The sequence below is a fragment of the Pseudomonas sp. CAM1A genome, from assembly GCF_047501685.1.
Taxonomy (GTDB): domain Bacteria; phylum Pseudomonadota; class Gammaproteobacteria; order Pseudomonadales; family Pseudomonadaceae; genus Aquipseudomonas.
In genome coordinates, this window is sequence record NZ_JBFNXP010000012.1 from 95,832 (window position 1) to 109,702 (window position 13,871).

Here is a 13,871-nt window from a genome sequence, read left to right on the forward strand (position 1 = left end):
TTGCAATCACAGGACCGTCGATGAGCGAGAAAGACACCATTTCCATGCAACTGGTGCGCGAAGCATTGTTGCAGACCTGCCCGGCCGGTGAGCCTGACACCGCCTTGTTGGCCCGGGCCGGCATCGCCGTCGAGCAGTTGCACCTGCCCGAGGCGCGGGTCAGCGCCGGGTCCTATGCCCGGCTCTGGCGCTTGCTTGCCCGGCGCTGCAACGACGAGTTCTTTGCCATGGATCCACGCGGCTTGCGTAGTGGCAGCCTGGCGTTCCTGTGTCGGGCGAGCATGGCACAGCCAACCCTTGGGGCAGGGTTGGAAACGGTGCTGGCGTTTCTGTCGCTGATGCTCGACGACCTGCAGCCGAGCCTGGTGCGCCAGGAAGGCCTGGCCGAGATCGTCATCAACGAGCCCCGCGATCAACCGCGCCGCGCCTTCACCTACTTTACCTTCTGGATGATCGTGCATGGCGTGGCCTGCTGGCTGGCAGGGCGGCGCATCCCGATCCTGGCCATCGACCTGCGCTGCGCCGAGCCACCATTTTGCGACGATTATCGGGTGATGTTCTCGGAAAACCTGCAGTTCGAGCGACCGCGTACGCGGATGATCATCGCCACCGATGCCCTGGACGTGCCGCTACGGCGCAGCGAGGAAGAGCTGCAGCGCTTTCTCGCCGAGGCGCCGGGCAACATCCTGGTCAAGTACCGAGATCCGGCCAGCCTGGGGCGGCGTATTCGCACCGACCTGCTGTGCCAGGCGCCGGAAAACTGGCCCGATGGTGACACTCTGGCGCGCCAGCTGTGCCTGTCGCCCTCGACCTTGCGCCGACGCCTGGCGGAGGAGGGGCAGACCTATCAGGGCCTGAAAGACAGCGTGCGTCGTGAGCTGGCAATTGCCTGGCTGAGCCAGGACGAGCGGGCCATGGGCGAGATCGCCGAGGGGCTGGGGTTCGCCGACAGCAGCTCGTTCTACAAGGCGTTTCGCAAGTGGTTTGGTTGCAACCCCGGGCACTATCGGGCGTTGATCCAGGTGCGTGGCGGCGGGCGTTGAAGGGCCAATGATTCCCGCTGCCGGGAAGCGCAGGTCAAGCGCAAGGTGCCAGGTCGAACCACTCAGAGGATATCGACCATGCCCGAAGCAACCCTGCCCCCGAAACTGCGACACGCAACCGATGACTTCATCGGTGAGCAGCTGCCTGATTGGCTGAAGTACGCCGGGCGCCAACCGCTTGAAGACCTGCGTACCTGCATGAGGGCGCACTTGCAGAGCCAGAAACGAATGGCCGCGGTCGCACAGCGGTTGCAGCCACTCGAGGTGTTCGCCGCCCGGCGCCTTGAGGCGGCGATCAAGCAACAGCTCAAGCTGGACATCGACCTGTCCCGGGCATCTTGGCGTGAGGAGCGCCGCCACCTGAGCGTGGTGCAGGGTGACGTGCGCGCGTTCGAGTCCTACTTCGTGACGGTGCCGGCCCTGCAGAAGCTGCTGCAGAACTTCAGGAAGCGTGAAGCGTACTTCGCCGCAACCGCGCTGGTCGAGGAGGCGAAGGCGCCTGGGAAGCCGGAGCGCATCGTCACGCAGCGCATCGATGAGCTCGTGGAGCTGTGCCGGCGCAGCGATGTCGGGCAGGCCTACCAGGAGCACCTGGAGCAGGTACTGGATGCCGGCACCCTGCGCCTGTTGGCCGAGGACAAGCGCCTGGCGCTGGCCGTGGCGGTCGAGGTCGCGGCATTGAAAGGGCAACTGGCGGGGAGCGACCTGCGGATGTTGCGCCAGGTCGGCAAGGGCGAATGCCCGGAACTGCCCGGCGGCCTGCGTCTGCGCATGGGAGGCTTGCAGGTGCTGGGTTGCCGCGTGGACGGCGCGTTGGTGTTCGAGCTGATCGGCACGCTGAGCGGGATCAGCGGCGTGGTGTTCAACCCGGCGCGGCTGCAGGCCGTTCTCCTATACCTGCCGGACGACCACCAGCGACCGATTCGCCGATTTGCCGACATGCCTTCGTTGAACCGCGCCCTGGCTGTCGCCATGGCCGATGCCGAGCTGCGCAAGGCGCTCGGGCAGCGCATTGCGCTGGAGGACCAGGCGCGCTACCAGGTGCTGCTGGGCAAGCGTCTGCAGGATGAGGCGCCGGACCTGGAGCCGGCGCGGGCTGCGGGAGACGGCGAGCTGTTCAGCCGCGAGGCGGCTGCGCAAAGTCGACGGGTCAAGGCCGATGCGGCGTTCCTGGCCGTGCCGACGCGCCAGGCGGATGCCGGCGCCGCCGCCGAGCGTTTGCGGGCACTGCAGAGCGCCGGGCTGGTGCTGCTGAACCTGGTGGGTCTGTTCGTGCCGGTCGTTGGCACCCTGCTGCTGGCAGACCTGGCCCGGCAGGTGCTCGGCCAGGTGTTCGAAGGCGTGGCGGACTGGTCTCAGGGGCATCGGCACGAGGCGCTGGAGCACATGTTGCAGGTCGCCTCGACGCTGGTGGCCGGCGGCGCGACCGTCGTCGGTACGCGGATGCTGGGCAGTGCTTTCGTCAAGCAACTGCAGCCGGTTATCACCGAGCTGGGGCATCAGCGCCTGTGGCGGTACGACCTGCGGCCCTATCAGGCACCTGCGTCGCTGGCGCGGGCGAGTGAGCTCGACAATGGGCTGTTCAAGGCCGGCGATGCACATTATTGGCAGCGGGACGACGTGTTTTATCGGGTCAGGCGCGATGGCGCGGGTACGTGGCGCCTGCTGCACCGCGACGGCCCCGGCGTGTTTGGTCCCGTGCTGGAGAGCAATGGCGAACGCGCCTGGCGGCTGGCCTACGAGCGGCCACTGGAGTGGCAGGGCGCGGCGCTGCTGCTCAAGCGCCTCTGGCCTGCTGCTGCGGCGCTGGATGCGACGCGTGTCGAACAGGTGCTGACGGTCGCGCAGGTTGATGAAGCGTACCTGCGAGGCTTGTTGGTGGAAAGCCGGCGTCTGCCGGTCAGGTTGCGCGATACGCTGGAGCGCTTCGCCGTCGATGCCCGGATCGAGGCGTTCTTCGCGCGCCCGGGCGAGGACGCCGAGGCCAGGCAGTGGTGCGTCGACACGCTGGCGCTGCAGGGTGAGACGCCGGCGCGCCAGGACCAGGCGATCCTGGCGCAGACCCAGCGTCTGCGCGGTGGGATGCTCGAACATTTCGCCGCGCGCTATCTGGTCGACGACCCGCTGCTGGCGACCCTGCGGGGTAGTTTCGCCGGGTTGCCGGATGCCTATGCGCTGGCGTTGCTCAACGAGGCCAGCGCCGCGCAACGCCAACGCATGCAGGTCGAGGCTCGTGTGCCGCTGGCGCTGGCGGAGCAAGCGCGGGCGGCGCGCCAGGAGGCCCGGTTGACCCGAACGCGTGAGGCGCTCTACCTGCCCAGCAGCTACCACGCCGATGCCGTCACCCTGGCGTTTGCCTTGATTCGCCGACATGGCCTGCCGGCGGGTGCGGTCAATCTGGTACTGCGCGAGGGCTCCAGCGCCGGGGCGACGCTGGAGCGGCTGTTTCCCGAGGACGCGGCGGCGCGGATCACCGTGATGGTCAGGCGTGAGGGCCGGTTCGAGTTATTCGACGACCATGGTCGCCCCAGTGAGCTCGAAGTGGCGCAGCCGCAGGGGCTGTTCGAGGTGCTGGCTGCCTGCCTGCCGAGTACCTTCCTGCAGCACCATGGCTGGGCCGGCGAAGGTGGCGCCGGGCATTTGCGCGCCTCACTCCAGGCGTGGTTGCCGCGGGATCGGCTGGCCTTGATGCGTTTGCTCGGTTGGCGCGAAGCGCGGCAAGGTGCGGCCCGCCTGCATCGGCTGGCCGATGGTCGGGTGGGGTATCTGCTGAGCGGTCGCGGGAGCGCGGTGGCCTTTCAGGGACAGACCCTGCGCCAGCGAATCCGCAGCCTCTACCCAAGTTTCGATGGCGAGCAGGTCGAGCGTTTCCTGCAGTTGTTGTTGATCCGCTCGGGGTCTGCCTACGCCTGCCTGTTGCGCCAGGAACAGGAATACCGCCAGCTTGATGGGAGCCTGGGCCAGTGGAGCGACGCCGTCAACGGGGCATCGCGAGGGCATCGGCGAGCAGTTGCCGACGCCTTTCGCCGGGCCTGGCGCCTGGAAGGCGAGGAGGTGGTTTACAGCAATGGTGAGCCCGGCGGTCTGAGCCTGCGGATTTATGGCATTCCCGCAGGTAGCCTGCCGGCGTTGCCTGCAGGCACCGATTACAGCCACATCACCGACCTGGCGCTGGTGGGCCTGCGTCTGGAGACGCTACCTGCCGGCTTTCTCAGGGGCTTCCCCCAGTTGCGGCGGCTTAACCTGAGCAACAACGACCTGACAGCGATCCCCGGCGATCTGGATGCGCTGCGACACCTGCGCCACCTGCGTATGGCCCGCAACCAGGTACGCCTGATCCAGCCCCATGTGAACGTGTTGGCTGGTCTCTCGCACTTGAGTGTGCTGGACCTGAGCGAAAATGCGTTGGGCACGGTCAACTTGAGTTTCAACCAGCTGGCCCGCCTGCGCGAACTGCATCTCTACCGCTCTGGTCTGCAGGCTGTACCAGAAGGGCTGGAATGGTGCGGCCTGCTCGATTTCGTCGACCTGCGCCACAACCAGATCGGCAGTTTGCCCCAGGCACTGCTCGAGGCGCCGCAGGCGCTGCGTCGGGTAGTGCATGTCGAGGGTAATCCCCTGTCGGAGGCCGAGCGCGACCGCTTGTACGCGGCCGAACCGCCGCCCGCCCACCCTCAGGCGCCGGAGGCGGGCGTGCCGGCGGCCAGGACATCCTGGCTCGGAACCCTGGCCGAGCAGGAGCGTGAGCGCAGGGCCGGGCAATGGGACGCGTTGCTGGCCGAACCCGGCCATGAGCCATTCTTCGAGTTGCTTGCGCAGTTGATCGAAAGCTCGGACTTCCGCCTGGCTCGCGACGACCTGTCACGACGGGTGTGGGCGGTGATCGAGGTCGCCAACGCCGATACAGGGGTTCGTGAGGACCTCTTCGAGCGTGCCGCCGACCCCCGTACCTGTGTCGACAGTGTGGCGCACTGTTTCAGCCAGCTCGAAGTGCGCATGCGTGTGCTGCAGGCGACGCAGGGCGCAGACCCCCTTGCCACCCGCGATGCCCGGTTGTTGCTGGCCCAGCGAATGTTCCGGCTCGACCAGGTGGAGGCGTTCGCCCGAGCGGATTTCACAGCTCGCATCGCGCAGGCGCGCGGGGTGGACGAGGTGGAGGTGAGCCTGGCTTACCGCACCGGCCTGGCGCAGCGCCTCAACCTGCTTGGCCAGCCACGCAGCATGCAGTTTCAGGCGGTGGCTGGGGTGACTGCGGAGCATCTCGAGCAGGCCTGTCGCGCGGTGCTGGCGGCCGAGGCTGGTAGTGAGCGGGCGCGCTACATCAGCCAGCGAGACTTCTGGACACCCTTTTTGCGCGCCAGATACCCCGAGGCATTCACCCGGATCTCCGACAGCTTTGACAGTGCGATGGAGGCGCTCGACGAGGAAAAGGAAAGTCTGGGCAGCGGGGCGTACACGCAGCGCTGCGACCAGCTCCGGCGCGATACCGAAGGGGCCTTCGAAGCGCTTGCACTGCAACTGACCCAGAAAGAGCTGGAAATCCCCCGGTAGAGCGGGCGCGCTTCCCTCTGCGTATCAGGCCACTGCCTGGTGAACATGGTCACTCCAATCACCCGAGGCTTTCAACCATGGCTGACCCCACTACCGGTATCGATCAATTCATCGCGGCCAGGCTGCCTGCCTGGCTCACGCGAGCCTCGAGGGCCCAGATCAACACCCTGCGCAGGAGCCTGAACGCGCATCACGCGAGCCAGGCCCGTCTGCGCGGCCTTACCCTTGAGCTGTTGACGCCGCAACAGTTTGCCGAGCAGCATCTGGCGACACTGCTGGATGCGCCCTTGGCCGACGGGCAGGTCTTTGCACGGCTCGAGTGGCTTGTGGTCGCGCCGCGTTTCGGTCGACTACCGGGCGGCCTGCTGCAAACCTACGAATACAGTCAGACGCGCGAAAACGGCTTGTTGCGCCTGATGCGCAACTTTGCCGCAGGCACCGACCATTACCTGGGCTCGGGCCTGGTCGAGCCAGGTCGCGATCAGCCGCTGAACGCCTCGCTGGCTGGCCTGGTCGAAGCATGCCGCAAGCTCGATGTCGGGCAGCGTTACCAGCAGGAGCTGGCGCGAATCTTCAGCCCGGCGACCCAAGCGATCCTGGCCGAGGACAAGCGTGCGGGGTTCAGGCTTGCGACTGAAATAGCGGCGCTCAAGGGGGATATCGGGCCCTGGGTGCAGCTTGCGCTGCGCGATGTGGCGGGCGATGGCCAGGCGCACGGCGGGCAAGGGATCAAAGGCTTCCCCGGACTGCTGACGGTACTGGGGCAGGCAGTGGCCGACGGTCTGCTGATTCACCTGCGTGGCGAGTCGGGCGAGTCAAGGGGCCTGGTGCTTTACCTGCCCAGCGACCCACGCCAGGCGTTGCGCTACTTCGACAACGCCGCAGCGATGAACGGCACCTTGGCACGGCAACTGGGCGAGGCGGCGTATCAGCAGTACTTCGCCCAGCTGATCAGCCTCGAGCACCGCGCCGGTTTTCTCGACACCCTCGCACAGCGTCTGCGCGACAGTCACCCGGACCTCGAACTCGAGGGCAGGACACACGCCGGGGACCTCTTTGCACAGCTGGCGGGGCGACAGGTGCAACGGGTCAAGGAGGATGCCCGTCTGTTGCTGGTGCCGACCGCCGATGTCGACACGGCTGCGGTTCGCGCCAGGCATGCGGCCTGGAAAACTGCGGGGCTCGACCTGGTGAATCTGGTCGGGCTTTTCATTCCGGTGGTAGGGGCGTTGTTGCTGGGGCAGCTGGTGCTCCAGACCTGCTCGGAAGTGTTCGAAGGGGTGCTTGACTGGACGCGCGGGCATCAACACGAGGCACTGGAGCACATGCTCGGGGTTGCCGAGACCCTGGCGGCCACTGCGGTGACCGCCGCCGGGGTCGGCTTTCTGCGCAGCGCCTTTGTCGACGCCCTGGAGCCGGTCAGCCTGGGCGACGGACGCAGCCGTCTCTGGCACTTCGATCCGGCGGACTATGACGCCATTCCCGACACCTTCGAACAGAACGCCGATGGCAGCTATGGCGCGACGCAGCGCCGCTGGGTGCGGCTCGACGGCCGCTACCACGAGGTGCATCGGCCGGCCGGCGAGGGGCCTTGGCGGTTGCGCCACCCCGCTCGCAGCGGTGGATATGGCCCGATCGTGCTGCACAACGGTGAGCGCGGCTGGCGCCTGATGCGCGAGCAGCCGCTTACCTGGCACGACCCTGCGCGCATGCTCGATGCGCTCTGGCCGCAACGCGCGCCGCTGGATGAGCGGCAGGCCTGCCAGGTATTGCAGGTGGCGGGGCTGACGCTGGACGGCTTGCGTGCGGTTCTGGTGGAAAACCGGCCGGTACCTGCCAGTCTGGGGCAGGCCCTACGTGCCTTTGCGGCCCAGGCGCGGATCGAGAGATTCTTCGCGCGGCTGCGCCTCAGTACCCTGATGCCTTCGGACAGCGAGCTCCTGACCTGGTGCGAAGGTCGCCCGGCGATTGGCAAGGGCCCGGGGCAGGTCCTGGCCCAGGCGGCAGAGCTAGGTCCGCAGTTGTTCGCCCATCTGACCGAGCAGTCGTTTGCCGACGACCACTTGACCACCCTGATACGGCGTGATTTCCCCGGGTTGCCCTCGGCGTATGTGCGCGAACTGGTTGGGCAGGCAAGCGAGACTCAGCATGAACTGGCCCGCCGGGAAGAGCGTGTACCGCTGCCGTGCGCGCAAGGCGCCCGGGCTCTGCTGCGCCAGGAGCGCTTGGGGCGGGCGCTGGCGGGGCTCTACCTGGGCTCGGCGTACAGCAACGAGACCGGCGAGCTGGCCTTGGCATTGCTGGACAGTCTGAAGCTGCAAGGGCTCAGCATCGACTTGCGCGAAGGCGCGGTGGATGGCCGTTCACTCAAGCTCATCGGTGCTGGCGGACAAGGCGCGCAGGGCCGGATCCTGGTGCGCAGGCAGGGCCGCTTCGAACTCTACGACGGCTGGGGTGCGCGCCAGCAGGTCACGCTTGACTCCCAAGGCTGTGTCTTCGCGGCTATTGATGCAGCCCTGACGCCGGCGCAACGAACCGCGTTGCACCTGGAGAGGGTGGGCTCGACGCCGCAGTTGCGCGAGCGGCTTCTGGCGCAATTGCCGACGTTGCATGCGGCTGTCGCCCGCCTGCTGGGCTGGCCGGAACAGGGTGAGTGGTTCAACCCAGTGCGGCGACAGGCTGATGGTCGCGTGGGCTATGCGCTCAGTGGGCGTGCGGCGGGGGCACCGGATACCGCGCAAACCAGCATTCGCAACCTGCTGCGCGCGCTTTATCCGGGCTTGGACGAGCAAGCGCTGGTGGCGGAGCAGGGGCGCCTGGAGGAGGGCGGGGTGGCGTTGTTCGAGCGCCTGGTGGAGTTGCAGGACGATCTCGAGCAGTTGATGCGCTGCCTGGATCGCTGGGTCAGTACCGATCTGCAGGAGAGCCGCCAGGCCGTGCGCAGGCGCGCCGCCGATGTCATCCTGCGGGCCTGGCGCCTGCAGGGTGAGGTCATCCAGGATGGTCAGGGGCAACGCCTTGCACTTGGGGGCATGCAGCTGCGTAGCCTGCCGTCGTTGCCGGCACAGCTCGATTTCCCTCGGGTGACGGCCCTGAGCGTGAACGACTCGCCGGTCAACGAAGTGCCAGTGGACTTTCTTCGGCCGTTCAGCGCACTGACGGATCTCAATCTCAGTGCCAACCAGTTGCTGCGCATGCCGGTTGGCATCGCCTACCTTGAGCAATTGAGGACGTTGCGCCTGGCACATAACCAGATTCGCCTCGATGCCCAGGCCGTGGCGGTCCTGCGTGGCTTGTCGCAACTGAGGCATCTGGACCTGAGCTACAACCGGCTGGAAACACTCGACCTGAGGTTCCAGCATTTGTCACGCCTGGTCAGTCTGAACCTGCGCCATTGCCGGCTGGGCATCTGGCCTGAGCGCATGGAATTGTGTGGCCTGCTCGAGCTGGCCGACCTGCGCGACAACCAGTTGCGCAGCGTGCCAGACGAAATCCTGCAGATGCCCTATGGGTTCCGCCGCGCCGTGCTGGTCGAGCGCAATCCGCTGTCGGCTATGCAGATTCGCCGGTTGTACGCGCTCGATGTGATCGAAGAGCACGGCCACCTTCCCGAGGCGCCGGTACGCATTGACCTGGTCCAGGTCCGCGAGCACTGGCTGGCGGCTGTAGACACCACGACCCGCGCGGAGCGGGAGGCATTGTGGCAGCGGCTGCTGGGCGAGGCGGATAGTGTCGGATTGTTCAGGTTGCTGGCACGGTTGGAGCAGACGGCCGACTATATGCAGGACGGCGCGGCGAGAGCCGCGCTGACCCAGGATGTGTGGACATTGCTCGAGGCCCTGGATCGCGATCCGGTGCTGTGCCGACGGCTGTTCGAGCGGGCCAGGGGGCAGTTGTCCTGCGCCGATACGGTGGCCAGCCGTTTCAGCGAATTGCAGGTGCTGGTGCTGCAAGCCCGGGCCGAGACCGCTGCGATCGATCCGCAAAGCCTGGGCAACCTGCTGACACTAGGACGGCAACTGTTCCGCCTGGAGCGGCTGGAGCGCATCGCCTACCAGGACAGCCTGACGCGCCAGGCCGCCGGAGAACATTTCGATCACCTGGCGCTGGGGCTTGGCTATCGGGTTCGACTGCGCACGCGCCTGGCGCTGCCTGGGCAGCCGCAGGCAATGCGCTATCCCGACGCCGTCGAGCTGACAGAGGCGCAGAGCGAGGATGCGTATTTGCGGGTGATTCAGGCCCAGACGCCACAGGCCCTGGCCGAGAGCCTGGCTGAACGCGAGTTCTGGCGGCGTTTCCTGCGCCAACGTCATGGCCGGATGTTCGAGGCTATCAGGGCCGATTACCTCCAGCGCAGCCTGGAGCTTCAGGCACAAAGGCCGACGCTGGAGGTCGGGGCCCTGCAAGATCAGCTCAACCTGCTGCGCGAGAGGGAGCTTGCCGATAGCGAACGACTGGTCGTCGGGCTGAGCCTGTCCTACCTGCACGGTACGAGCCGGAGCGAGGGCTGAACCGGTGGCCAGCGGCCAAACCGGTCATCCAGATTGACAGCTTTGGCCATTGCCGCAGCGCAGGCGCGGCGCGAACATCGTCAGACCGATGGTCCCACTCCAAAAACAAGAAACCAGGAGTCCGACGATGCGTGATTACGCCGAGGCTGCTCGTGCGTTCGACCCTGCCCAGGCCGCCAGCGCGGCGCTGCACGGCAACCTTGAAGCCCTCAATGCCTGTGTCGAGTGCTGCGACCGGCACATTGGCCGCGAACAGCCCGCCCTGATCTGGGAAGGCCGTGACGGCAATGGCGGTCGCTACACCTTCGAACAACTGCAGGCCCTGGCCGCGCGGTTTGCCAATGTCCTCAAGCACCAAGGGGTGCAGGCCGGTGACCGCGTTGCCGGGCTGATGCCGCGCACCCCTGAGCTGTTGGTTACCATCCTGGCCACCTGGCGCCTGGGCGCGGTGTATCAGCCGCTGTTCACCGCCTTCGGGCCCAAGGCCATCGAGCACCGTCTGGAACAGTCCCATGCCAAGGTGGTGGTCACCGACCGCAATAACCGCTCCAAGCTGGATGATGTGCTGGATTGCCCGACCATCGTCACGGTCGGCGCGGCGGCCGGTGAACTGGACTTCCAGCAGGCACTGGCGGCGGCGGAGGATGTCTGCGCACCGGTCATGCGCCGTGGCGACGACCCCTTCCTGCTGATGTTCACCTCTGGCACCACAGGCCCGGCCAAACCGCTGGAGGTGCCACTGCGCGCGATCGTCGCTTTCCAGGGCTACATGCGCGATGCGGTCGGTCTGCGCCCGGACGACAACTTCTGGAACCTGGCCGATCCGGGCTGGGCTTATGGTCTGTACTACGCGGTCACCGGGCCGCTGTCCCTCGGGCATGCCACCACCTTCTACGATGGGCCGTTCAGCGTCGAAAGCTGCGCGCGGGTGATCGCCAAGCTGGGTATCACCAACCTGGCCGGGTCGCCCACTGCGTACCGCCTGCTGATCGCCGCCGGCGATGCCTTCTCGGTGCCGATCAAGGGTCGCCTGCGGGTGGTCAGCAGTGCCGGTGAGCCCCTCAATCCCGAAGTGATTCGCTGGTTCGCCGATGAACTGGGGGTGACGATCCACGACCACTACGGCCAGACCGAGCTGGGCATGGTGCTGTGCAACCACCATGCCCTGGAGCACCCGGTGCATCCCGGGTCGGCCGGTTTCGCCATCCCTGGCCACCGCATCGTGGTGGTGGACGAGCAGGGCAACGAGCTGCCGGCCGGCCAGCCGGGCATTCTCGCGGTGGACCGCGAGCAGTCGCCCCTGTGCTGGTTCGGTGGCTACCACGGCCTGCCGACCAAGGCCTTTGTCGGCAAGTACTACCTCAGCGGCGATACCGTCGAACTGAACCCGGATGGCAGCATCAGCTTCGTCGGCCGCAGCGACGATGTGATCACCACCTCTGGCTACCGGGTCGGGCCGTTCGACGTGGAAAGCGCGCTGATCGAGCACCCGGCGGTGGTCGAAGCGGCGGTGATCGGCAAGCCCGACCCGGAGCGCACCGAACTGATCAAGGCCTTTGTGGTACTGGCCCCGGGGTACCCGGCCAGCGCCGAGCTGGAGGAGGCCCTGCGCCAGCATGTGCGCCAGCGCCTCTATGCCCACGCCTACCCGCGTGAAATCGAATTCGTCGGCGAGCTGCCCAAGACCCCGAGCGGCAAGCTGCAACGCTTCATCCTGCGCAATCAGGAAATCGCCCGACAACAAGCCGCGCAGCCGATCGCTGCGGGCGCCTGAAGGAAAAACGCCATGCATATTCAGAACAAACACTTCATCGTCAGCGGCGCGGCTTCGGGCCTGGGCGCCGCCACCGCGCAGATGCTGACCGAGGCCGGTGCCAAGGTCATGCTGGTCGACCTCAATGCCGCCGCCGTCGAGGCCAAGGCCGATGAGCTGGGCGCCAACGCGCGTTTCGCGGTGGCCGACATCAGCGACGAGCAGGCGGCCAAGGCCGCCGTCGATGCCGCGCTCAGCGCGTTTGGCAGCCTGCACGGGCTGGTCAACTGCGCCGGTATCGTCGGTGCCGAAAAGGTGCTGGGCAAGAACGGCCCGCACGGCCTGGGCAGCTTCGCCAAGGTGATCAACGTCAACCTGATCGGCAGCTTCAACCTGCTGCGTCTGGCTGCCGCGGCCATGGTCGAAGGGCCGGCGGACGAGCAGGGCGAGCGCGGGGTGATCATCAACACCGCATCCATTGCCGCCTATGACGGCCAGATCGGCCAGGCCGCCTATGCCGCCTCCAAGGGTGCCATCGCCAGCCTGACGCTGCCGGCGGCCCGCGAGCTGGCGCGCTTCGGCATCCGCGTGATGACCATTGCCCCCGGTATATTCGAAACCCCGATGATGGCCGGCATGACCGAGGAAGTGCGCGCCTCGCTGGCCGCCGGGGTGCCGTTCCCGCCACGCCTGGGCCGCCCACAGGAATACGCGGCGCTGGCCCGCCATATCATCGAGAACAGCATGCTCAACGGCGAGGTGATCCGCCTCGACGGCGCGCTGCGCATGGCTGCCAAGTAAGGAGAGATACACATGACACTCGCCAACGACCCGATCGTCATCGTCAGCGCCGTGCGCACGCCCATGGGCGGCCTGCAGGGCGACCTCAAGAGCCTTACCGCGACGCAGCTGGGCAGCGCCGCGATCCGCGCCGCCGTCGAACGCGCCGGCATCGATGCCGCCAGCGTCGAAGAAGTGCTGTTCGGCTGCGTGCTGCCCGCCGGGCAGGGCCAGGCACCGGCGCGTCAGGCGGCCCTCGGCGCCGGTCTGGGCAAGCACACCACCTGCACCACGCTGAACAAGATGTGCGGCTCGGGCATGCAGGCGGCGATACTGGCCCATGACCAACTGCTGGCCGGCAGCGCCGACGTCATCGTCGCTGGTGGCATGGAGAGCATGACCAACGCGCCTTACCTGCTGGACAAGGCCCGCGGCGGTTACCGCATGGGCCACGGCAGGATCATCGACCACATGTTCGTGGATGGCCTGGAAGACGCCTACGACAAGGGCCGGCTGATGGGCACCTTCGCCGAGGACTGCGCCCAGAGCGGCGCCTTCAGCCGTGAGGCCCAGGACAACTTCGCCATCGCTTCGCTGACTCGCGCCCAGGAAGCGATCAAGAGTGGCCGCTTCGCCGCCGAGATCGTCCCGGTGGAAGTCACCGAAGGCAAGGACAAGCGCGTCATCAAGGATGACGAGCAGCCGCCCAAGGCGCGCCTGGACAAGATCCTGCAGCTCAAGCCGGCTTTCCGCGAGGGCGGCACCGTCACTGCGGCCAACTCCAGCTCCATCTCCGACGGTGCCGCAGCGCTGGTGCTGATGCGCCGCTCCGAGGCCGAGAAACGCGGCCTCAAGCCATTGGCGCTGATCCACGGCCACGCGGCCTTCGCCGACACCCCGGCGCTGTTCCCCACCGCGCCCATTGGTGCCATCGACAAGCTGCTCAAGCGCACCGGCTGGAACCTGGCCGAGGTGGACCTGTTCGAGATCAACGAGGCGTTCGCCGTGGTCACCCTGGCGGCCATGAAACACCTCGACCTGCCCCACGACAAGGTCAATATCCACGGCGGCGCCTGTGCCCTGGGCCACCCGATCGGCGCCTCGGGCGCGCGCATCCTGGTGACCCTGCTGTCGGCCCTGCGCCAGAACAACCTGCGCCGCGGCGTGGCGGCCATCTGCATCGGCGGTGGCGAAGCGACGGCCATGGCGGTCGAGTGCCTGTACTGAGGTGAA

The 13,871-nt window shown here is 67.0% G+C and carries 6 protein-coding genes; all 6 read left to right on the forward strand.

Annotated features, from left to right (window positions below):
* The first annotated feature begins 20 nt into the window (after positions 1-20).
* The 6 genes from ABZO33_RS23075 to ABZO33_RS23100 all read left to right on the forward strand — a co-directional run bounded on the left by ABZO33_RS23075 (position 21) and on the right by ABZO33_RS23100 (position 13,865).
* On the forward strand, positions 21-1,043 hold the full coding sequence (locus ABZO33_RS23075) for an AraC family transcriptional regulator (RefSeq protein ID WP_414537922.1): 1,023 nt from the start codon (positions 21-23) through the stop codon (positions 1,041-1,043).
* Between the two features lie 78 nt (positions 1,044-1,121).
* Positions 1,122-5,594 carry an NEL-type E3 ubiquitin ligase domain-containing protein gene (locus ABZO33_RS23080; RefSeq protein WP_414537923.1) on the forward strand — a complete coding sequence of 1,491 codons (4,473 nt, stop codon included), beginning with the start codon at positions 1,122-1,124 and terminating at the stop codon, positions 5,592-5,594.
* Positions 5,595-5,671: 77 nt separating this feature from the next.
* Positions 5,672-10,105 carry an NEL-type E3 ubiquitin ligase domain-containing protein gene (locus tag ABZO33_RS23085; protein WP_414537924.1) on the forward strand — a complete coding sequence of 1,478 codons (4,434 nt, stop codon included), beginning with the start codon at positions 5,672-5,674 and terminating at the stop codon, positions 10,103-10,105.
* Positions 10,106-10,232: 127 nt separating this feature from the next.
* On the forward strand, positions 10,233-11,879 hold the full coding sequence (locus ABZO33_RS23090) for an AMP-binding protein (protein WP_414537925.1): 1,647 nt from the start codon (positions 10,233-10,235) through the stop codon (positions 11,877-11,879).
* Between the two features lie 12 nt (positions 11,880-11,891).
* Complete coding sequence (locus ABZO33_RS23095; protein WP_414537926.1) at positions 11,892-12,659, forward strand: SDR family NAD(P)-dependent oxidoreductase; 768 nt, start codon at positions 11,892-11,894, stop codon at positions 12,657-12,659.
* A 12-nt stretch (positions 12,660-12,671) separates the two neighbouring features.
* Positions 12,672-13,865: an acetyl-CoA C-acyltransferase gene (locus ABZO33_RS23100; protein WP_414537927.1), complete on the forward strand. Its 1,194-nt coding sequence runs from the start codon at positions 12,672-12,674 to the stop codon at positions 13,863-13,865.
* Positions 13,866-13,871: the final 6 nt, after the last annotated feature.